This window comes from Paenisporosarcina sp., assembly GCF_057785155.1.
In genome coordinates, this window is record NZ_JBYNRN010000012.1 from 81,447 (window position 1) to 102,352 (window position 20,906).

General features: G+C 36.4%; 21 protein-coding genes. 14 read left to right on the forward strand and 7 right to left on the reverse strand.

Going from position 1 to position 20,906, the window contains the following annotated elements; genetic code table 11:
- Positions 1–55: 55 nt before the first annotated feature.
- Positions 56–1,273, forward strand: coding sequence for a methionine gamma-lyase (gene megL / locus AC3EA5_RS03665; protein ID WP_488607113.1), 1,218 nt, complete (start codon positions 56–58; stop codon positions 1,271–1,273).
- A 324-nt stretch (positions 1,274–1,597) separates the two neighbouring features.
- On the opposite strand, the gene AC3EA5_RS03670 is transcribed toward megL, so the two are convergent.
- Together AC3EA5_RS03670 and hisJ are read right to left on the reverse strand one after the other, a co-directional pair.
- Positions 1,598–2,077 (reverse strand): GAF domain-containing protein, encoded by a 480-nt coding sequence (locus tag AC3EA5_RS03670; protein WP_488607114.1) that lies wholly within the window; start codon positions 2,075–2,077, stop codon positions 1,598–1,600.
- A gap of 20 nt (positions 2,078–2,097) precedes the next feature.
- On the reverse strand, positions 2,098–2,898 hold the full coding sequence (gene hisJ / locus AC3EA5_RS03675) for a histidinol-phosphatase HisJ (protein ID WP_488607115.1): 801 nt from the start codon (positions 2,896–2,898) through the stop codon (positions 2,098–2,100).
- Positions 2,899–3,044: 146 nt separating this feature from the next.
- Between hisJ and ezrA the strand changes: the two genes are divergently transcribed.
- The 5 genes from ezrA (at position 3,045) to rarD (ending at position 8,551) form a co-directional block, all read left to right on the forward strand.
- Positions 3,045–4,745 (forward strand): septation ring formation regulator EzrA, encoded by a 1,701-nt coding sequence (gene ezrA / locus AC3EA5_RS03680; protein ID WP_488607116.1) that lies wholly within the window; start codon positions 3,045–3,047, stop codon positions 4,743–4,745.
- Positions 4,746–4,812: 67 nt separating this feature from the next.
- On the forward strand, positions 4,813–5,946 hold the full coding sequence (locus AC3EA5_RS03685) for a cysteine desulfurase family protein (protein WP_488607117.1): 1,134 nt from the start codon (positions 4,813–4,815) through the stop codon (positions 5,944–5,946).
- Positions 5,947–5,952: 6 nt separating this feature from the next.
- The gene (gene thiI / locus AC3EA5_RS03690; RefSeq protein ID WP_488607118.1) at positions 5,953–7,155 is read left to right on the forward strand and encodes a tRNA uracil 4-sulfurtransferase ThiI; all 1,203 of its coding nucleotides are present in this window, start codon (positions 5,953–5,955) and stop codon (positions 7,153–7,155) included.
- 78 nt (positions 7,156–7,233) lie between these two features.
- Positions 7,234–7,434 carry an alpha/beta-type small acid-soluble spore protein gene (locus AC3EA5_RS03695; protein WP_394188399.1) on the forward strand — a complete coding sequence of 67 codons (201 nt, stop codon included), beginning with the start codon at positions 7,234–7,236 and terminating at the stop codon, positions 7,432–7,434.
- A 214-nt stretch (positions 7,435–7,648) separates the two neighbouring features.
- Complete coding sequence (rarD, locus tag AC3EA5_RS03700; RefSeq protein ID WP_488607119.1) at positions 7,649–8,551, forward strand: EamA family transporter RarD; 903 nt, start codon at positions 7,649–7,651, stop codon at positions 8,549–8,551.
- Between the two features lie 48 nt (positions 8,552–8,599).
- On the opposite strand, the gene AC3EA5_RS03705 is transcribed toward rarD, so the two are convergent.
- Positions 8,600–9,400, reverse strand: coding sequence for an NAD kinase (locus AC3EA5_RS03705; protein WP_488607120.1), 801 nt, complete (start codon positions 9,398–9,400; stop codon positions 8,600–8,602).
- 109 nt (positions 9,401–9,509) lie between these two features.
- On the opposite strand from AC3EA5_RS03705, the gene sppA reads away from it, so the two are divergent.
- The 5 genes from sppA to AC3EA5_RS03730 all read left to right on the forward strand — a co-directional run bounded on the left by sppA (position 9,510) and on the right by AC3EA5_RS03730 (position 13,920).
- Positions 9,510–10,523: a signal peptide peptidase SppA gene (gene sppA, locus AC3EA5_RS03710; RefSeq protein ID WP_488607121.1), complete on the forward strand. Its 1,014-nt coding sequence runs from the start codon at positions 9,510–9,512 to the stop codon at positions 10,521–10,523.
- 13 nt (positions 10,524–10,536) lie between these two features.
- Positions 10,537–11,121: an RDD family protein gene (locus tag AC3EA5_RS03715; RefSeq protein WP_488607122.1), complete on the forward strand. Its 585-nt coding sequence runs from the start codon at positions 10,537–10,539 to the stop codon at positions 11,119–11,121.
- Between the two features lie 27 nt (positions 11,122–11,148).
- Positions 11,149–11,655, forward strand: a complete 507-nt coding sequence (tpx, locus tag AC3EA5_RS03720) for a thiol peroxidase (RefSeq protein WP_488607123.1) — start codon at positions 11,149–11,151, stop codon at positions 11,653–11,655.
- A gap of 81 nt (positions 11,656–11,736) precedes the next feature.
- Entirely contained in the window at positions 11,737–12,669 is a 933-nt protein-coding gene (locus AC3EA5_RS03725; RefSeq protein WP_488607124.1) for a class I SAM-dependent methyltransferase, read from the forward strand.
- 60 nt (positions 12,670–12,729) lie between these two features.
- Positions 12,730–13,920, forward strand: a complete 1,191-nt coding sequence (locus AC3EA5_RS03730) for an acetate kinase (protein ID WP_488607125.1) — start codon at positions 12,730–12,732, stop codon at positions 13,918–13,920.
- A 39-nt stretch (positions 13,921–13,959) separates the two neighbouring features.
- Here the strand turns inward: AC3EA5_RS03730 and AC3EA5_RS03735 are convergent, their stop codons facing one another.
- Positions 13,960–14,409 (reverse strand): universal stress protein, encoded by a 450-nt coding sequence (locus tag AC3EA5_RS03735; protein WP_488607126.1) that lies wholly within the window; start codon positions 14,407–14,409, stop codon positions 13,960–13,962.
- Between the two features lie 73 nt (positions 14,410–14,482).
- Positions 14,483–15,796: a purine-cytosine permease family protein gene (locus tag AC3EA5_RS03740; RefSeq protein WP_488607127.1), complete on the reverse strand. Its 1,314-nt coding sequence runs from the start codon at positions 15,794–15,796 to the stop codon at positions 14,483–14,485.
- A 176-nt stretch (positions 15,797–15,972) separates the two neighbouring features.
- Between AC3EA5_RS03740 and ald the strand changes: the two genes are divergently transcribed.
- The gene (gene ald, locus AC3EA5_RS03745) at positions 15,973–17,088 is read left to right on the forward strand and encodes an alanine dehydrogenase (RefSeq protein WP_488607128.1); all 1,116 of its coding nucleotides are present in this window, start codon (positions 15,973–15,975) and stop codon (positions 17,086–17,088) included.
- Between the two features lie 101 nt (positions 17,089–17,189).
- On the opposite strand, the gene AC3EA5_RS03750 is transcribed toward ald, so the two are convergent.
- Positions 17,190–18,290 (reverse strand): M24 family metallopeptidase, encoded by a 1,101-nt coding sequence (locus tag AC3EA5_RS03750; RefSeq protein ID WP_488607129.1) that lies wholly within the window; start codon positions 18,288–18,290, stop codon positions 17,190–17,192.
- A gap of 106 nt (positions 18,291–18,396) precedes the next feature.
- On the opposite strand from AC3EA5_RS03750, the gene AC3EA5_RS03755 reads away from it, so the two are divergent.
- Both AC3EA5_RS03755 and AC3EA5_RS03760 read left to right on the forward strand, forming a co-directional pair.
- On the forward strand, positions 18,397–19,077 hold the full coding sequence (locus AC3EA5_RS03755; RefSeq protein ID WP_488607130.1) for a metal-dependent hydrolase: 681 nt from the start codon (positions 18,397–18,399) through the stop codon (positions 19,075–19,077).
- A gap of 108 nt (positions 19,078–19,185) precedes the next feature.
- Entirely contained in the window at positions 19,186–20,493 is a 1,308-nt protein-coding gene (locus AC3EA5_RS03760) for a DRTGG domain-containing protein (protein WP_488607131.1), read from the forward strand.
- A 35-nt stretch (positions 20,494–20,528) separates the two neighbouring features.
- Here AC3EA5_RS03760 and AC3EA5_RS03765 read toward each other — a convergent pair whose 3' ends face one another.
- The gene (locus AC3EA5_RS03765; protein WP_394188418.1) at positions 20,529–20,837 is read right to left on the reverse strand and encodes a YtpI family protein; all 309 of its coding nucleotides are present in this window, start codon (positions 20,835–20,837) and stop codon (positions 20,529–20,531) included.
- Positions 20,838–20,906: the final 69 nt, after the last annotated feature.

Here is a 20,906-nt window from a genome sequence, read left to right on the forward strand (position 1 = left end):
AGTAAAATGGAATAGGATGGAATGAAAGCGTTTACATCAAGAAGGGGTGTTTTATATGCATAATAAAGAAGTTAAAAAGGAAACATCACTTATCCACAAAGGCTATGTTTCTAAAAACCATCATGATAGTTTGACAATTCCTCTCTACCAAACATCCACTTTTGCATTTTCTAGTGCAGAGGAAGGTGAGCGTCGTTTTGCAGGTGAAGAAAGTGGAAATATTTATTCCCGTTTAGGCAATCCTACCGTGAGCTTGTTAGAAGAACGGATGATGGAACTTGAAAGTGGGAAAGGAGCACTTGCCTTTGGGTCGGGGATGGCCGCAGTAAGTGCTGTATTGTTACATGTTATCAAATCTGGTGATCATATTATGTGTTCGCGAGGAATTTATGGATGTACCTTTGGACTGTTCGAAATGTTTGAAGAAAAATTCAATATTTCACATAGTTTTCACGCGATGGAAACTGAAGAAGAAATAGAAGCAGCCATTCGACCAAATACAGCTTGCTTATATATTGAAACACCGATTAATCCAACAATGGAGATAGTTGATTTATCTCTAGTAATAAAAGTTGCTAAAAAGCATGGTATTAAGGTCATTGTAGATAATACATTCTCCTCACCATTTTTACAAAACCCATTAGAAATGGGAGCTGATTATGTCCTTCACAGTGCAACGAAATATATAAATGGTCATGGAGATGTAATCGCTGGTTTGCTCGTTGGAAATGATGCAGACGATATGATGAAATTACGTATGACTGTTCAAAAGGATGTTGGAGGAATCATTTCTCCATTCGATGCTTGGCTATTAATTAGAGGTCTTAAAACCTTGCATGTTCGAATGGATCGACATACTCAAAATGCAGGAACACTATTGTCTTTTTTAAAAAATGAGCCATTTGTTGAAAATATTTATTATCCTTTTGATGAGTCACATCCACAATATCACATTGCAAAAAAACAAATGAAAGCTGGAGGAGGATTAATTTCCTTTACCATTCGAGGTGGAAAAGAAGCAGCACAGCTCTTCTTGAATTCACTATCTCTTATAAAAATAGCGGTAAGTTTGGGAGATGCGGAAACGCTTATTCAACATCCTGCGACCATGACTCATTCAGTTATTCCAGAAATGGAACGAGAAAAAATGGGCATTACCCATTCGTTACTTCGAGTTTCGGTAGGATTAGAACATCCAAAAGATTTGATTAACGATTTAAAGCAGGCTTTTATAAAAGTCCAAGAGCAAATGCCAACAACGAATGTAAACTAAAAAAAGTATGGGACAAAACAAAAAACATCAAAATTTCTCACTGAGAAATTTTGATGTTTTTTGCTTATTCTAAATTGATTTCCGTTGCGGGGACGCTTTCCGAGGGCACGGCTCGAGCCTGTAGTCTCTCCCTCGTGCTGTTCCCCCAGGAAAGATTAGCAACAAAGAATTTGGTGCTAATCTTTGCGATGAAGCTAGCTTAGCGATGCAGGAGCAGATGTTATACGCCCCTCCACTTCAATCAATTCATGAAGTATCAATTTCTTAATATAGATTTTGCCTCATTTAAAGAAATTTTTACTTATGTTCCAGCCTTTTTTACTACTATATATGTTTCATTAATATTTGGACAAAACCTTCCAAACCTGCTTGATCTTCACTTGAGAATCGATTTTTTTCAGGACTATCGATATCAAGAACACCAATAACTTCTCCATTTTTTATTAGCGGAATCACAATTTCAGACTGAGATGCTGCGTCACATGCTATATGCCCTGGGAAGGCATGTACGTCAGCTACGACCATCGTTTCTTGTTTAGCGATAGTTGTACCACAGACTCCACGACCTACAGGAATTCGAACACATGCAGGTAGTCCTTGGAATGGACCTAAAACAAGCTCACCATTCTCCATTAAGTAAAATCCGACCCAATTAATCCGGTCTAAAAATTGATTTAATAATGCGGATGCATTACTTAAGTTAGCAATTTGATTTTTTTCACCTTCTAATAAGGCATTGAGTTGTTTACCTAACATGGAGTATTGCTCCACGCTGTTTCCTGCATAATCTGTCTTTGTAAACATAGGTGCACCTCTTTTAAATGTTATTTTAATGTAGTATAAACGTCTTCGTAATATTGGTGCAAGTCATCAGCACAATGAGCATCTGAACCAAAAACAAGTGGAATACCTTGCTCTTTAGCATATTGAATATAAGGTGAAGGTGGATATGTTTCTAAACAATATTTTTTAGCGAGACCCGCGCTATTCAGATCGATTTCATAATCGTGAATTTTAATATCTTGGAGTGTACGAACGATTAAATCGTGGTCATCCATTTTTTCTTGAAGGCTATGTTGAAATTTATGAATTAAAGTTGGGTGACCAATCCGGAATGGTTTATATGAACCTAGGTCAGCCACAATAGACTGTCTGACGGTATTGTAATAGTTTTCGTAAACGGTTTTTAATGAACCAACCTCACGAACATAATTATTGAAATGTTCGACAGAGTAATCAATACATTCATATTTCTTTTGATGTAAAAGAAAATGCACAGATAAAATGGAGTCATCCAAGTGGTGTCCAACTTTATTTAAGAAATTTTTTGTTTCCATTTCAAATCCTTGTATGTAATCGACTTCTAGGCCTATATTAATTTGAATTTTAGAAGAATATTTCATTTTAAGTTTTTGTAATTCAGTTATGTAAGGATCTAAATACTCCATTTTCATAAAGCTGTCTTGTTCAGGAACCGTGTCAATAAACCCTTTTGGTGCTGGAGCATGTTCAGTGAAAGTAATGTGAGTGAAGCGATTATTAATCGCTTTCTCAATATATTTTTCAAAAGAATCTGAAGAGCCGTGAGGACAAAAAGGGCTGTGTATATGACCGTCAATTTTCAAAAAAGGACACCTCCAAGTATAAAGAACCGAATTTTTTATATATTTCAGCAAAATTCTTGTAAATTCGTCAGCATATTTGCTTTATTCATGGTAAGATTACATGTATAAAATGGCATAGACCGTGATTTTGGAACAGGGGGCTTACGATGGATTATATCATTATTGCAATCATCGTACTAATAGCACTGATTATCGTTGGATTTTCTTTTCGACGAAAACATAATGCTGAAATAGAGCGTTTGGAGCATGAAAAACATCAAATTCAAAATAAACCAATCTTAGAAGAAATGACGAAAGTAAAACAATTGAACATGAATGGTCAAACAGAAGAAATGTTTGAGAGTTGGAGAAATAGTTGGACTGAAGTTATGGACATACATATGCCTAAAATTGACGCCTTATTGTTCGATGCAGAAGAATCAATCGATAAGTTTAGATTTAAACGTGCATCTGCTATTGAAAAAGAAATTAGTCAACGGATAAAAGAATGTGATGCACAGATGTCACAAATTTTAATCGAACTGGAATCTTTAATTGGTAGTGAAGAAAAAAATCGTATCGAAATTGACCAATTAAAAGAACAATATAGATCGGCTCGAAAAACATTATTAGCGCATCAGCATTCTTTTGGTGCAGCAGCTGTCCCATTAGAAAAGAAATTAGAAGAGTTTGTTCCATTATTTGAAGAATATGATCAACTAACCGGTTCAGGGAATTATCTGCAAGCACGTGAAATTGTGATAGCTCTTTGTCAAGAAGGTGAAAGAGTGTTCAGTATTTTGCACGACATTCCTTCCTTACTAACTGAAATTCAAAATAAGATTCCTTCTAATATCCATGACCTTCGAAGTGGCCAACGTGAGATGGAAGAGCAATCATATTATTTAGAGCATCTTGAGATGACAGAGCAATTGAATAAATTAGAGGAAGAATTAGTGTCCCTAAAAGAATCAATTATTAAACTAGAGCTTACTCATGTAATACCACGTGTGCATGAGATTAAGGATGAAATTGAAACATTTTATGATTTACTTGAAAAAGAAGTAATGGCGAAACGTTTTGTCGATCAAAATCGTCAATCCACAGAACTTCGTTTAGCAGAAGTGACAACCATCACAAGACAAACAAATGATGAAGCCGCTTATGTTCAACAAAGTTACCGTATTCCTGAAAAAGAAGCAGAGATTCCACAAGTTTGTTTAAAACAAATTGAATCTTTACAAAAACGATATGATTTACTTTCTCAAAGAGCGAGCGAAGATCAATTAGCTTACTCCATTTTACAAGACGAATTAACACAAATCGCTATAAATTTAGAAAATCTGTATGATGAGCAAGATGAATTTGCGAACAGTTTGAAAAATCTTCGAATTGATGAAAATCGTGCTCGTACAAAGCTTGATGAATTAAAGCGCTTATTGCATGAAACAGACAGGATGTTACATAAAGCAAATATGCCTGGAATTCCTGAAGAGATGGATGCTCGTCTAGAAGAAGCTGAGGAACATATTTACCTTGTTATGCAAAGCTTGCAGGAAGTACCATTGAACATGAAATTAGTGGATTCCTACTTAACAAAAGCTGATAAATGTATACATGAAGTTCATGAGAAATCCAAAGAAATGCTAGAAAATGTACTATTAATTGAACGGATTATTCAGTATGGAAATCGATATAGAGCGAGCCATCCTCAAATGAATCAACGTTTACTTGAGGCTGAAGCAGCATTTAGACAACTACGATATACGAAAGCGCTTGAGGAAGCCGCTACTGCAGTGGAAGAAGTGGAACCTGGTGCAATGAAACGAATCGAAGTGCTTGTCAAAGAAGATGCTTGGCGTTCATAATAGGAGCATCATTAACCACCACACAAGATTCTTGTGGGTGGTTTTCTTTTCGAAAGGAAGAGTGCAGTTGAATTATATGGATCATAGCGCCACTACCAAGCCACGTAAAGAAGTTCTTGATACTTTTATTAAGGTAAACGATAACTATTATGGGAACCCAGCTTCTATCCATGAAATGGGTGTAGAAGCGAATGCTTTATTGGAAAGAGCGCGTTCACAAATCGCAACGATGTTAGGTACAGAAAATCATAAAGTTATTTTCACTTCTGGGGGTACTGAATCTAATCACTTTTCGATAACAGGAATAGCAAAAGGATTAAAAAGTCGAGGTTCACATATAATTACCTCGAAAATTGAACATCCATCTGTCCTAGAAACAGTTAAGCAATTAGAAAATGAAGGCTTTGAAATTGACTACTTAGAAGTGAATAAAGATGGGAATGTTTCTATAGAAGATTTACGTACGAAACTCAGAAAAGATACTGTCCTTGTAAGTGTTATGCATATCAATAACGAAATTGGCTCAATTCAGCCAATCGCAGAATTAGCTGAGCATGTGAAGAAAAACAGTCGTGCGATTTTTCATGTAGATGCAATTCAAAGCTTTGGCAAATATCCTGTAGATTTAAACTCTTTGGGAGTTGATGTTTTATCTCTTTCAGGCCACAAAATAAATGGACTTAAAGGTACGGGGATTGTTGCTTGGAAACCCGAGTTAACCTTTTTCCCTGTGTTAGTCGGTGGTGGACAAGAGTTTGGATTAAGAAGTGGAACAGTTGCTGTTCCTCAAGCAGTTTCATTAGCCAAAGCCATGAGACTGACATTCGAGAACACTGCACAAGCTCATTCGCAATATGCAAAATGGTCCACTGAACTTAGAGAGTTTTTAAGTGAATTCCCATCCATTAAAATTATTTCTCCTTCTGATGGCGCTGTTCATATTTTGTCCTTCAGTGTGAGAAGTATAAAAGGTGAAGTATTAATAAATGCACTTCAAACTAGAGGGATAATTGTTTCGACATCCAGTGCATGCTCTTCACGACAAGTAAAAACTAGTCATGTGATTGAAGCATTAAAAATTGCAGATGACTATAAAAAAGGTGTACTTCGAATCAGTTTTGGTTATGGCATGGAGGACCAACAAATTCAAGATTTTAAATATCATTTTAAAGAAATAATGAAGCAGTTAAAAGGAGAATAATACAAAATGAATTGGAAAGAAATATTAATACGTTATGGTGAACTATCAACAAAAGGTCGCAATAGAAATGCATTTACCGGGAGACTTCGTGATAATATCCGCTATGCGTTTGCAGATTTACCTAAAATGGAAATTATTACTGAACGTGATCGTATGTTTATTCGACCAAATGAGGATGAAACGATGAAGGAAGTTTTGAGTCGCTTGCCACATATATTTGGGATCCAATCGTTTAGTCCTGTTGCATCTTGTAGTTTGGACTTAGAAGATATTAAAGATACAGCTGTGCGTGTTGTTCAAGCAATTGAGCGTGAAGGTAAGACATTTAAGGTAACAGTGAAACGTTCCTATAAACCATTCCCTTTAGAAACCAATGAATTACAGCTTTTGGTTGGATCACATGTATTGCGCAATTTCCCTGAAATTAAAGTTCAAATGAAGAAACCAGATATCGAACTTCGTGTAGAAATTAGACGTGAAGGTGCATATATGACAGCCGAGGTTATCCAAGGAGCTGGCGGATTACCGATTGGTTCTAACGGTAAATCGATTTTGATGTTATCTGGTGGAATCGATAGTCCAGTTGCTGGTTATCAAATGTTAAAACGTGGTGTTAGACTTGATGCAATCCACTTCCATAGTCCTCCTTATACAAGTGATCGCTCAAAAGAGAAAGTTATGGATTTAGCTGAAAAATTAAGTCGTTTTGGTGCATCTGTAAAGTTACATATCATTCCTTTTACAGAAATCCAAGAAGAAATTCAAAAACAAATTCCTGAAAATGTGTCAATGACCACTACTCGAAGAATGATGCTTAAGATTGCAGATCGAGTGAGAGAAGAAACGGGTGCGTTAGCTATTATTACAGGAGAAAGTTTAGGTCAAGTGGCTAGTCAAACATTAGAAAGTTTAACGGCCATTAACGCCGTAACTAATACACCAATATTAAGACCTTTAATAGCGTTTGATAAACAAGATATCATCACAATTGCTCAAGAAATCGATACTTATGAAGTGTCTATTCGTCCATACGAAGATTGCTGTACCATCTTTACACCAGCTAGTCCAAAAACAAAACCAAAATTAGAAAAAGTTGAGTTTTATGAGAGCTTTAAATCTTTTGATGATATGCTTGAAAAAGCAGTTACCGATCGTGAGATATGTGTTTTCCCGATTAAAAAGAACGATAAATTTTCGAATTTACTTTAATTCCATGAATTACTATTTTCCATGTGTGCATGAAAGTGAGCAAATCGCACATTCTATCTTCACAAGGAGGTGACACACATGGCAAATCAAAGTTCAAATCAATTAGTAGTTCCGGGTGTGAAACAAGCTTTAGATCAAATGAAATATGAAATTGCTCAAGAGTTTGGCGTACAGCTTGGACCAGATGCTACAGCGCGTGCTAACGGATCCGTTGGCGGAGAAATTACTAAGCGTTTAGTGCAAATGGCAGAGCAATCATTAAACGGTTACTCTAAATAATGGTATTAAGGGCCGGTAGCTTCTGCTACCGGTCTTTTTCTTTTTGAGTTAAACATTATTTTAGCCCGAAAAGTTTTTTAGATGAAAAGTTAATATTTCCAGCCAACCATACTTGAAAATGTTTTATGAGAATAATTTATTAAATTTACATTCCTTAAAAAGGACTCTATAATAAATTTATTATTTCGAGAGTCAAAAGGAATGGGGTGGAATCTTGTCAGATAGTCAAAAAGGCATTATATGGGCAACAGGTGCTTATGTAGTATGGGGAGTTCTACCGATATATTGGAAAACGTTGCAACATGTACCGAGTGCTGAAATATTAACTAGTCGTGTACTATGGGCATGTTTGTTCACGCTTATTATCGTAATTTTAATGGGGAATCTTTCAACACTTCGAAATGATTTAATTGCCTTGTGGAGAAATAAAAAAGCATTTTGGAGTTTGTTTAGTGCTTCCTTTTTAATAACGGCAAATTGGTTTTTATATATATGGGCAGTAAATTCAAGTCATATGGTTGAAACAAGTTTAGGTTATTACATAAATCCATTGGTTTCAGTATTATTAGGCATTTTCTTTTTAAAAGAAAGATTGACGAAAGCCCAGTTAGCTGCCTTTTTCATAGCGGCAATCGGTGTCTTAATTTTGACGGTTTCTTATGGAAGATTTCCGTGGTTAGCTTTCGCACTAGCCCTTAGCTTTGGTTTATATGGATTAATGAAAAAGACGATCAAATTGGATGCACTAAGAGGGCTTACGATTGAAACCATGTTTGTATTGCCCTTTGCTATTATCTTTTATATGTATTTATTTATAAATGGAAAAGCAGTTTTATTTCATGACACGTTCCAAACTGATTTCTTATTACTATTAACTGGCGCCGCAACGGCTATACCTTTACTGTTATTTACAAAAGGCGCACAAAATATTCCATTATATATGATTGGTTTCTTACAATATATCGCTCCAACATGTATGTTAATTTTAGGCGTCATTATATATGGAGAATCATTTGCTTTAATTGATATGATTTCATTTTCGTTTATTTGGTTTGCATTAATTCTCTTTACTGTTTCTAAGGTTCTAGAAGCAAGAACTCGAAGAAAAACAACATGAACAACTAGAAAAAAAGCAGGCAAGAAATGATTCTCGTCTACTTTTAATTTATAGATATGTTCTTTTTACTTTTTCCCAGAAAGAATTATTCTTTAATTTAACCGTTTTTACGACTAAATCGCTAAGTTGAATTTTTACCGCATCTACATGTTGAATGCTTAGCGATTCATTATCCATACCCATTGTTGGGAACACATTCCCATTTTGCTGTAGTTTTAATGTTAAGGTACGTTGACCGCTTAATATGAAAGAAGATCCTAACGTTCTAAATTTATTACTATTAACAGAGGCCAGTTCAGATACTTGTAAACAAGGAAGTAACGGATCTACAACAGCTCCATTTACTGACTTATTGTATGCAGTACTACCAGTAGGAGTCGCAATAATCATACCGTCTCCTCGGAACGTTTCAAAATGTAAATCATCAATATGGACATCTAAAACGAAGGTCTTCGTAATATTTGAACGAATACTGAATTCATTTAAACAATAAAAAGCTGGATTCTCATCCACAAATACTTGTAAGATAGGATAGCGACGTACTTCTATTTCCGCATTTTGAACATCACGAATCATGTTTTCTAAGTCGTTAAAGTGAAAATCGCAATACATACCTAGAGTACCGGTTGTGGAAATACCTGCGTATAAACAATCCTGTCTAAAACCAGTTTTTCGAACGGCTTGTAAAAACGCCCCATCTCCACCCAAACTCACAATAATGTTGGCATCATTTTCATCTTCAACAACCGAAAATCCAAATTTGTGTATGGTATCAGAAAGTGTTTTTTTATTGGCTAAAGAAGCCTCATCGTGTTTTGAATAAATAAATATATGTTTACGTTCAGACATGTATTTGGGCCCCTTTCAAAGAATTCTTGTCGTTATTTTAGCATGTTCTGAAACATTTCGACACGATATTCGTATAACTTATTGTAGAAACTAAGGAGGAAAGAGATTTATGAACACAAAACGTTGGATTGCATTAGGTGCGGCTGCACTCTTACTAGGAATTTCACTAGTCGTCAATATGGCATCACTTGCTTTTAGCAACAATTGGTCGAGCAGTTTTGAAGAGATGCTAGCTATACCCGAATCAGAATTCACTGAAACGATTCTAGAAGAAGGTAATATGGACGAAAAAATTGCTGTTTTAACAGTGGATGGCGTTATTCAAGATACAGGAAGTGCTAATTCATTGTTTGGAGCTGTGGGTTACGATCATCAGTTTTTTATGAATCAACTTCAAATGATTAAAGAAGATGAATCAGTTAAAGCAGTTGTTTTGCAAGTTAATTCACCTGGTGGTGGAGTTGTAGAATCTGCACAAATTTACGATAAGATTGTGGAGATTCAAGAAGAAGTCGGTGTACCATTCTATGTTTCAATGGGAAGTATGGCAGCTTCAGGAGGATATTACATATCAGCTCCAGCAGATAAGATCTTTGTGAATAAAGAAACTCTTACAGGGTCGATTGGTGTCATTATGGAAAGTATCAACTACGGAGATCTTGCTGAAAAATATGGCATTGATTTTGTAACCATTAAAACGGGTCCTTACAAAGATATTATGAGTCCAACTCGTGATATGACTGAGGATGAACGTGCGATGCTACAAGAAATGATCAATGATTCGTATGAGTCCTTTGTCGACATTATCGAAGACGGTAGAGGCATGACGGAAGCAGAAGTAAAAGCAGTTGCTGATGGTCGAATTATGAATGGTCGTCAAGCTATTGAAGCAGGTTTAGCGGATGAGACTGGTTATTTAGAAGATGTGATCGCAGCAGTGAGAACAGATTTTGATTTATCGAATGCGCAAGTGATTGAATATGGTTATTCCCAAGATTTAGCGAGCTTATTCTCTTTAAAAGCACAGTCATTATTTGGAGGCAACATTGAAAATCAATTGATAGGTAAATTGCTTTCTGATTACCACGCACCAAGAATGATGTACATTTACGGTGAGAAGTAAGGAGGATGACACAATGAACGAATCTCAAGAAACAATTATTTCAAATGAACATACATCCACTTCTCCAGTTCAAAAAGATCCTGCACAATTTGAAATGTATGATCGATTTGTTCCAAAGCCAGCAGGTTTTTGGACTCGTTTTTGGGCTTATTTAATTGATTTAATTGTGATTTCATCCATAACAAGCATATTTGTCTACCCACTATTCCGTATTTTTGAATGGGATTTACAAGGGACAACTTGGTATGCACCAATTGGAATCATCACGAGTCTCATTTTCTATTTATATTTTATATTAATGACTTTGTTCTTAAAACAAACGGTAGGGAAAATGATTTTCGGCGTACGAGTGATTTCTAGTAAACAGGATAAGCTTTCTTTTTCTACTATACTATTTAGAGAATGGATTGGTCGTTTCTTTTCAGCAACAATCTGGCCATTATACTGGCTAATTGGTTTTACTCCAAACAAACAAGGCGTTCACGATTTTATTGCTGACACAATGGTGATCCATGAACAAGCGTTTGAAAAGAAAACTTTCCGAAGAGTGATTACTACTGAAAGGTCGACTGAGTTGCCAGAAACAAACTCGATTTAGTAAGATAGAAAAAAGGGAGGCGTTATCTTGGTACAAGTTACATTTAAACACGAACCCATAACACTTATCGGAACTGAAGTGAAAATTGGAGATAGTGCGCCGAATTTCACTGTTTTAGCAAACGATCTAAGCCCAGTTACTCTGGAAGATTCAAAAGGCAAAGTACGTTTAATCAGTGTGGTGCCTTCATTAGATACGGGTACATGTGATGCACAAACGCGCAAATTTAATGAGAGTGCTTCTGAACTTGGAGAGAACGTTGTGATTTTAACGATTTCTAATGATTTACCATTTGCGCAAAAACGTTGGTGTGCAGCTGCAGGAATTGACGCAGTACAAACACTTTCGGATCATCGAGATTTATCATTTGGTGAAGCTTATGGTGTAGCGATTAAAGAATTACGTTTACTTACTCGTGCTATTTTCGTAGTCGATACAAATGATAAAGTTACGTATGTTGAATATGTACCTGAAGCGACTGAACACCCAAATTATGAAAAAGCAATCGAAGCTGTTAAAGCTCTTACAAATTAATGCGACGAAACCCACTCGAGAAATTTGAGTGGGTTTCCCATTTGCATGAAAGTAATAATCACATTTTATAAGGAGTTATATATGAACAGTTCATTGGAACAATTATTTACGTTTATAGATACACATGCGAAACAAATGCAAAGTGATGAAAATATCACCTATATCGAAGGTGTTTTAGAAACAACAGAACTTTGGTTGGATGGAGACATCTCACCCGAAGTGAATCAAATTGAAAAAGAAGATATTCGAAAAGCAATTCAACTAGCCATTTTAAAAGGCATGAAGGAACATGTGCAGCCCCATCATCAGATGACACCTGATTCCCTTGGATTACTCGTTGGGTACTTTGTGGATTTATTAACGAAAAACAAAGAGCAAGTATCTATTTTAGATCCAGCCGCTGGAACGGGGAATCTGTTATTTACGGTTCTAAACTTTTTACAAGGAAAAGCAATTTCATCGGCAGTAGAAATTGATGACATGCTTATCCGTTTATCAGCTTCAACTGGTGATTTATTGCAACATCCTGTTACGTTATATCGACAAGATGCCCTACAACCATTGATGATTGACCCGGTAGATGTCGTTGTTAGTGATTTGCCTGTTGGATACTATCCAGATGAAAAAACTGCTTCTAGTTATGAATTAAAGGCAAAGGAAGGCATGTCATTTGCTCATCATTTAATGATTGAACAGTCTATCCGTCACACTGTGGATGGTGGATATCTCGTTTTGTTAGTCCCTCAAGGTATTTTTGAATCTAATCAAGCAAAAGAGCTACACACTTATTTCTCTAAACATGCATGGATGCAAGCCGTCATTCAATTGCCGACGAATTTGTTTAAAAATGAAGCGCATGCAAAAAGTCTTCTTGTCATTCAAAAAAAATCGGCCGACTTAAAACAACCGAAAGAAGTCCTTTTAGCCAAAGTACCTAATATGTCTAACAAAGAAGCAATGTCCTTGTTTTTTGAAAAAGTGAACATATGGCATAAAGAAAACTCTAGTAGATAGTTGCCCGTCCCTTTTTTCCACTGTACAATTACCGTAACAGTGGAAAAGGGGCGTTTTTTTATGGTCAAAATTATAGCAATTAATGCTGGAAGTTCGTCATTGAAATTCCAACTACTTCAAATGCCTGAAGAACAGGTCATTGCAAAAGGATTAATAGAACGCATTGGCTTAAAAGATCCAATCTTCTCGATGACGACAAACGGAGAGAAAATAGAACTCATTCAACCTATTCAAAACCATCAAGATGCCGTGAAAATTCTTTTACATATGCTTATTGAACAAAAGGCGGTTTCATCATTGAATGACATTGATGGTATCGGACATAGATTAGTACATGGTGGAGAAGACTTTAGCGATTCGGTATTAATTACGGAAGATGCAATCACTCATTTTGAAAAACTATCCGACCTAGCACCTTTACATAACCCTGCTAACATAACAGGAATTAAGGAATTTCAAAAAGCACTTCCACAAGTGCCAGCAGTAGCAGTATTTGATACCGCGTTCCATCAAACGATGCCTGAAAGCTCGTTTTTGTACTCGATCCCATATGATTACTATAAGAAATACGGAATACGAAAATATGGATTTCATGGTACATCCCATAAATATGTTTCAGGCAGAGCAGCTGAATTACTAAATCGTCCAATTGAATCGATCCGATTAATTTCCTGTCATCTCGGAAATGGAGCGAGTATCGCTGCAATTGACGGTGGTCAATCGATTGATACATCTATGGGCTTTACGCCATTAGCAGGTGTAACTATGGGAACAAGATCAGGAAATCTAGACCCAGCACTTATTCCATTTATCATGGAGAAAACTGATAAAAGTGCAGAAGAAGTGTTAGACGTTTTGAATAAAAAGTCGGGCATGTTAGGGGTTTCCGGTTTCTCTAGTGATTTACGTGATATTGAAGTAGAAGCTTCTAAAGGAAATCCAAGAGCTCAGCTAGCCTTAGATGTTTTTGCGAGCAGAATTCATAAATACATTGGATCATATGCGGCACGAATGAATGGAGTAGACGCGATCATTTTCACTGCGGGAATAGGTGAAAACAGTGATGTCATTCGCGAAAAAGTTTTAGCAGGTCTGCAGTTTATGGGGGTCTACGTGGATCCAGATTTAAACAAAATTCGAGGCAAAGAAGCATTTATTAGCTATCCACATTCACCTGTAAAAGTGATCGTGATTCCAACGAATGAGGAAGTCATGATTGCGAGAGATACGGTACGATTAGCAAATTTATGACATGAAAATCCCGAGGCTATATGCCATCGGGATTTTTTTTTACTCGTGTTCGTCAGTACGGACAACCAATACGTCACATTTAGCAACACGTACGATATACTCTGATACACTGCCGATTAAGAAACGCTCGACTGTACTTAGTCCTGTTGCTCCACAAATAATTAAATCAGCTTCTACTTTGTTAGCTAAGTCTTTTGCAATAACTGACTTTGGTGAACCATAATCTACAATGACATTTACCTTTGTGACACCAGCTGCTTCAGCTTCTTTTTTATATCCAGCCAAAAGTTCTTCTGCAAAAGCCTGAGCTTTGTCGGCAATGGAGCGATCGTAAGCTTCAACTGCAGCAAATGATCGAGTATCGATCACGTTTGCTAAGTTTAATGTAGCGTCGTTACGCTTAGCAATTGCAACTGAATTTTTGAAAGCCCATTCTGCTTCTTTTGAACCGTCTACCGCGACTAGAATATGTTTATAAGTGATTGACATTCTGTTTCCTCCTTTATTTGTTCTCTATGATATTATTCGACAAGTTAGCTTAAAATCCTTTTGTCAGGCCTATTTATTTTATTATTTTAAAAACATTTTTAGCTAGGATAAGGTAAAGTAGTGAACTACTTATGAAAATGAGCATCCCAGGAGAAAACGTCTGAGGAATCATTAAATAGACAATACTCATACTAGCAAATGTGAAAATTGCAGCAAGATTTAATTGATATGAACCACTAATTACTTTTAATAGTACATCCTCTGAAATGATGCCTTTTTTAATTAATAAATAATCTGTCACTAATATGGCAGAAAGAGGAATAATACCAGCCCCTAGATAGGAAATGAAATAAGAAGCTTCAGAAGCTAAAGTTGGGAAACAACTAAAAGTAATACCCACTACACCAAATAGAAGTGAACTCCTAATGCGTCCAAGTGACGGCCATGTATTTAGTAAACTGAAACTTCCCGTATAGGCATTTCCAATATTGATTGAAATCATGGCAAGTAAGCCACTGAAGGTGATAAATAACTCAACTAATACATGAGGGGCACTTTCACTTAATACAACAAAGGGATTAGTTGAATTAAAATAGGAACCAACAAGTGTGCCAATAAGTGCTGTCATAAAGTAACCAGCTGCATTGCCAACAAACATGCCAGTAAATCCTTGCTTAGCGGTTTTTGCATATCTTGTCATGTCACTTGAAGCACTAACACCAGAGACAAATTGGACAAATGCTAAACTCATATAGAAAAGAAAAGGTCCCCATTGAAATGAGGTAAATGAAGCAACTTCACTATTCTCAAAAGATATTTGAGATAAAATCACAAACAGCATTAGACCTTGACCAATCAAAAGAACGGGCAGAAATAGTCTCGTTATTTTCTTGACTGCGTCATATCCTACAATAGCCAAATATGCCATAATCCCTGATGTACAAATAGCGAGTATTGGGAATGGTATTTCTATCTTTAAAAAATTAGAAATAACTGTTTGTAATATGAATGTGCCGCCTATTGTTTGAACACTAAACCAATACAATGAGGTGATCACTCGAATAGGCGAAGCGATTTTTGTAGCAAGCCATGATCCAGTAAAAGCCCTAACGATGTATTGTCCAGGTAAACCATATAATGCACCAGGTATAGATAGAGCTGAGACTAAGAGGAAAGCTAGAAGTGCTCCTATCCATACTGCTAAAAACGCTGCTTGCCAAGTTAAGTTTCCTTGAGTTACAGCTAATGTCGGTACTAAAAAGTTTCCTGCATTCACAGAGAATGCGAATGTAATAATTGCGTATTCTTTCCAACTGGATTGTTTAAGAGATATAGGAACGGGTTCTAACCCGTATCTTTCGAATTTACTCGTATTCATATTAGTCATCGTATAAAACACCGTCTTTCAATTATCAGAAATATTGAAAAATCATTTCTCGAAATATTTTTAAAGCCATTTTCAATTATATCTGATAGAATGGATTTGCTTTGAGATATTTTATTAATGTCAGCACATCTGACTTATGATTATGAATCTATATATACACACAGGAGGGTTTTTCAATGAAAATTGGAGTGCCAAAAGAAATAAAAAATAACGAAAATCGCGTTGCAATGACACCAGCTGGTGTTGTCAATTTATCTGTATTTGGTCATGAAGTATTTATTGAATCAGGTGCAGGTCTAGGTTCTGGTTTCACTGATGAAGCATATGAATCTGCTGGCGCAACAATTGTTGCAACTGCAAGTGAAGCTTGGGCTAAAGATATGGTCATGAAAGTGAAGGAGCCAATTGCTTCAGAATATGGTTACTTCTCAGAAGGACTTATTTTGTTCACATATTTACATTTAGCACCTGAGCCAGAGTTAACAAAAGCTCTAGTTGATAATAAAGTCGTTGGTATCGCGTATGAAACAGTACAATTACCGAACAACTCATTGCCATTGTTAACTCCTATGAGTGAGGTAGCGGGTCGTATGTCTACACAAATCGGTGCACAATTCTTAGAAAAAATCCACGGTGGAATGGGTATTCTTTTAGGTGGAGTTCCTGGTGTTTCTCGTGGGAAAGTAACGATTATTGGTGGAGGAATTGCTGGAACGAACGCTGCACGTGTTGCAGTAGGTATGGGAGCAGATGTTACGATTATCGACTTGAGTCCAGATCGTTTGCGCCAATTAGAAGAATTATTTGGTCGCGATGTACAAACATTGATTTCAAATCCATTCAATATCGCAGAATCTGTAAAAGAATCTGATTTAGTTATTGGTGCTGTATTAATTCCAGGTGCAAAAGCTCCTAAATTAGTTACAGAAGAAATGATCATGTCAATGAAACCTGGTTCAGTGGTTGTTGATATTGCAATTGACCAAGGTGGTATTCTTGAAACGTCTGATCGTATTACAACACATGATAATCCAACATATGAAAAACACGGCGTTGTACATTATGCGGTAGCAAATATGCCTGGTGCGGTTCCAAGAACTTCTACAATGGCATTAACAAATGTTACGGTTCCTTATGCAGTGCAAATTGCAAACAAAGGATATAAACAAGCTTGCTTAGATAATAACGCACTTCTAAAAGGTGTAAACACTTTAGATGGTAACGTGACGTATCAAGCAGTAGCTGAAGCTCAAGATCTACCATATGTGAGTGTAGATTCTCTTTTAAGATAATCGTTAGAAAAGACCCTTTTCAATATGAAAAGGGTCTTTTCGATTTTATATATAGAAATATTTTATTTTTGAAAAGTTTAACGACTTTCAAATTCTATTCACTATTCTGCAGAAACGATAACCAATTCTTTTGGATATTTTGTTAAAACTTCGACGCCATCTTTCGTCACCACAACATCATCTTCAATTCGAACACCCGTAATACTTGGATCGTAAATTCCAGGTTCGATTGTAAACACCATTCCTTCGCTCAATTCCATCTCATTATTCCCTGTTACTGATGGGAATTCATGTACGGAAATACCAAGACCATGGCCTAAGCGATGGGTGAAGAATTCGCCATAACCCGCTTCAGTAATAATATCTCGTGCAATCTTATCTAATTCCATAGCTTTTACACCAGGTTTAACAGCGTCTACTGCAGCTTGTTCTGCTTTGCGTACCGTTTCATAAACCTCTTTTTGCTTAGTTGAAGGTTCACCAAAAGCCACTGTGCGTGTTATATCCGAGCAATATCCTTTGTAAATAACACCGAGGTCAAATAATACAAGGTCACCTTTTTGGATTTTACGATCACCAGGCTTGCCATGTGGAGAAGCAGTTTTGGGTCCACTTAAAACCATGGTGTCAAATGACATATGGGAGATCCCTTTTTTCTTTAAAGCTAATTCGATTGCCGTTAAAATCTCAAGCTCGGTTTTTCCTTCTGCAATTTCACTTACTCCGACTTCAATCGCATAGTCAGCATATGCAGCTGCATCACGAAGGATAGCTAATTCGTTTGCGTCTTTTACAACACGCATCGAATTGAGTTGATCATCAAGTCTAGTGAAAGTAACATCTGGGTATAATTCTTGAATAGCTTCTAAACGTTCAACCGTCATATGTGATTTTTCAATAGCTATTTGTGACGGAGTTATTTTTTTGTTTTCGATGGCTTGTTTTAATAATTGCCATGGCTGATCCGTATCTTGATGTCCGACAACATCAAAATTCCATCCTGCATTTTTTGCATCGGGTACTTCCATTTGAGGAAGAATCATTAGAGGTTCAGTGTCTTGAAAGACTAAAACGCCAAGTAACCGTTCATGAGGATTGCTTCTAAAACCAGAAACATAAAACACGTTATCAGGTGTTGTAATAAAAGCCGCATCTATATTATGCTCTTTTAAATAAGTGGAAATTTGATTGATTTTACTCATGGTAGCACTCCTTTTTGTATTGTTTTCCTAAATAGCATATCAAAAAACAGGATTCTCGGCATTTTTATCGAATAAAGAACAATATCCACAGAAGGAGGTTATAAAAATGTATGTATCTTTCCATGGACATTCAGTTGTCAAAATTAAAACAGGGGACTTTACAATTCTGATTGACCCTTTTATTTCCGGAAATGGCTTAACAGATTTAATTGCTGAAAATGAAAAACCAAATGTTATATTGTTGACGCATGGACATAATGATCATGTCGGCGACACGGTAGCCATAGCAAAGGCTAATGATTCACTTGTTATCGCACCATTTGAACTTGCTGAATACTTAGAGTGGCAAGGAGTGCGAACGCACGGGATGCACATCGGTGGAGCTTACCAATTTGAATTTGGGAAAGTGAAATTCACACAGGCTTTTCATGGTTCATCGTATGTCACAGAAAAAAATGAAATTATTTACACAGGAATGCCAGCGGGAATTTTGTTCTCGGCAGAAGGTAAAACCATTTACCATGCAGGGGATACTGCATTGTTTGGAGATATGAAATTAATTGGGGAACGTCATCCAATCGATCTTGCTTTTTTACCAATTGGTGATAATTTCACAATGGGAATCGAGGATGCTGCCTATGCAGTAGAGTTATTGAAACCCCAAGCAGTCGTTCCGATTCACTACAATACGTTCCCACCAATAAAACAAGATCCTAATGACTTTAAAGAATTGGTCAAACATTCAAACGTTCATATTTGGGAAGCAGGAGATGGAACAGAAATGTAGTGTGTAGCACGGAAAGTCTTTGACTTTTCGTGCGTTTTTTATGGCTGAAAAATGATACCTTTGTGATACACTAACAATAGAACGATTGTTTGGGAAATAGGTGATGACATGGCAACTAAGCATGAACAAATTTTACAATATATCGAGTCACTACCCGTTGGAGATAAAATCTCTGTGCGACGTATTGCGAAAGAACTTCAAGTCAGTGAAGGGACCGCTTACCGAGCGATAAAAGAAGCAGAATCTCAACGGTATGTGAGTACCATTGAACGAGTTGGTACGATTAGAATTGAAAAGAAAAAGAAAGAAAATATTGAACGATTAACATTTGCAGAGGTCGTCAATATTGTAGATGGTCAAGTGTTGGGCGGGAAAAGTGGTTTACATAAAACGTTAACGAAATTTGTTATTGGTGCCATGCAACTGGATGATATGATGCGATATACAGATGCAGGCAGTCTATTAATCGTCGGAAATCGGACGAAAGCGCATTTTACTGCTTTAAAAGCTGGAGCGGCTGTTTTGATTACTGGAGGATTCGAAGCTTCAGACATGTTAAAAAAATCAGCAGACGAGCTGGAATTACCCATTATTTCAACGAGCTATGACACGTTTACAGTTGCAACCATGATTAATCGTGCGATCTATGATCAATTAATTAAAAAAGAGATTCTCTTTATTGAAGATATTTATGTACCTTATCAAGAAACAGATTTTTTAAAGGTAACAGACGAAGTGAAAAGTTATCACGAGCAAAATGCCTTAACAACCCATGGTGGATTCCCAGTGATCGATGCCAATCAAAAGTTGGTTGGAATTGTTACAGCTAGAGATGTCATTGGGATTGACCATAATGAATCTATAGAAAAAATAATGACCAAAAACCCACTAACTGTATCGATGAAAACGAGTGTTGCAACTGCTGGACATCGAATGATATGGGAAGGCATTGATTTAATGCCGGTAGTAAATGACGCGGGGAATTTAGAAGGTGTCATCAGTAGACAAGATGTTTTGAAAGCATTGCAATTAGCTCAACGACAACCTCAGCATGGTGAAACAATCGACGATATCGTAAAAAGTCAAATGAAGGTTTTAGATGAGAATGATTTAGCGGTGGAATTTACTGTTACTCCACAAATGACCAACCAATTTGGCGCGATTTCTTATGGCGCATTTACAACGCTGCTCGCTGAAGTTGGAAATCATGTTTTAAAGAAAAACAAACGCGGGGATAGTGTTGCTGAAAATATGACCATCTACTTTATTAAGCCGATGCAAATGGATAGTGTCATTACAGTGAAGCCAAGCATTTTAGACATGAGTAGGAAATTTGTGAAAATGGAATTTGATGTGTATCAATCAACTTTACTTGTTGGTAAAGCCATGATGATGTTCCAACTCTTAGAAAGATAGAGATGGCAAAGAAAAAAGTGATGCGGTAAAACGCATCACTTTTTATTCAAACGAAATTCTTCTTCTACAAACTGACCATAATGTTTCATTACTTTGGCATAATGAACGATGGTAATTAAACCGATGACAATAAAAATGGCTGAAATGACATATGTTATGGTTGTAGAAAATAAGAAAAGTTGGTTTAAGCCAAAGAAGAAAAGTAAACTTCCGAGAGCAACCATTGCTCGATTGGCATACCATTTTTTTGCAATAGGTAATTCACTTCGCAATTGTTTCACTTTCATGTAAAAGTAAAAAACAGCTGAAATGATTATGAAAAAGACAAAAACTGCATTTATCATCGTAAACCTCCTGGAATATGTGAAACTGTCATAATTGTAACGACATTTCCTAGAAAATGCGAATGGTAT

Bases quoted from the DNA above. Each gene is read 5' to 3' on its own strand.
- AC3EA5_RS03705 (WP_488607120.1), bottom strand. From the start codon at position 9,400: ATGTCTGAACGTAAACATATATTTATTTATTCAAAACACGATGAGGCT.
- AC3EA5_RS03760 (WP_488607131.1), top strand. From the start codon at position 19,186: ATGGCAACTAAGCATGAACAAATTTTACAATATATCGAGTCACTACCC.
- AC3EA5_RS03740 (WP_488607127.1), bottom strand. From the start codon at position 15,796: ATGACTAATATGAATACGAGTAAATTCGAAAGATACGGGTTAGAACCC.
- AC3EA5_RS03725 (WP_488607124.1), top strand. From the start codon at position 11,737: ATGAACAGTTCATTGGAACAATTATTTACGTTTATAGATACACATGCG.
- AC3EA5_RS03715 (WP_488607122.1), top strand. From the start codon at position 10,537: ATGAACGAATCTCAAGAAACAATTATTTCAAATGAACATACATCCACT.
- ezrA (WP_488607116.1), top strand. From the start codon at position 3,045: ATGGATTATATCATTATTGCAATCATCGTACTAATAGCACTGATTATC.
- ald (WP_488607128.1), top strand. From the start codon at position 15,973: ATGAAAATTGGAGTGCCAAAAGAAATAAAAAATAACGAAAATCGCGTT.
- thiI (WP_488607118.1), top strand. From the start codon at position 5,953: ATGAATTGGAAAGAAATATTAATACGTTATGGTGAACTATCAACAAAA.
- sppA (WP_488607121.1), top strand. From the start codon at position 9,510: ATGAACACAAAACGTTGGATTGCATTAGGTGCGGCTGCACTCTTACTA.
- AC3EA5_RS03695 (WP_394188399.1), top strand. From the start codon at position 7,234: ATGGCAAATCAAAGTTCAAATCAATTAGTAGTTCCGGGTGTGAAACAA.
- AC3EA5_RS03735 (WP_488607126.1), bottom strand. From the start codon at position 14,409: ATGTCAATCACTTATAAACATATTCTAGTCGCGGTAGACGGTTCAAAA.
- AC3EA5_RS03765 (WP_394188418.1), bottom strand. From the start codon at position 20,837: ATGATAAATGCAGTTTTTGTCTTTTTCATAATCATTTCAGCTGTTTTT.
- AC3EA5_RS03755 (WP_488607130.1), top strand. From the start codon at position 18,397: ATGTATGTATCTTTCCATGGACATTCAGTTGTCAAAATTAAAACAGGG.
- megL (WP_488607113.1), top strand. From the start codon at position 56: ATGCATAATAAAGAAGTTAAAAAGGAAACATCACTTATCCACAAAGGC.
- AC3EA5_RS03750 (WP_488607129.1), bottom strand. From the start codon at position 18,290: ATGAGTAAAATCAATCAAATTTCCACTTATTTAAAAGAGCATAATATA.
- AC3EA5_RS03730 (WP_488607125.1), top strand. From the start codon at position 12,730: ATGGTCAAAATTATAGCAATTAATGCTGGAAGTTCGTCATTGAAATTC.
- AC3EA5_RS03670 (WP_488607114.1), bottom strand. From the start codon at position 2,077: ATGTTTACAAAGACAGATTATGCAGGAAACAGCGTGGAGCAATACTCC.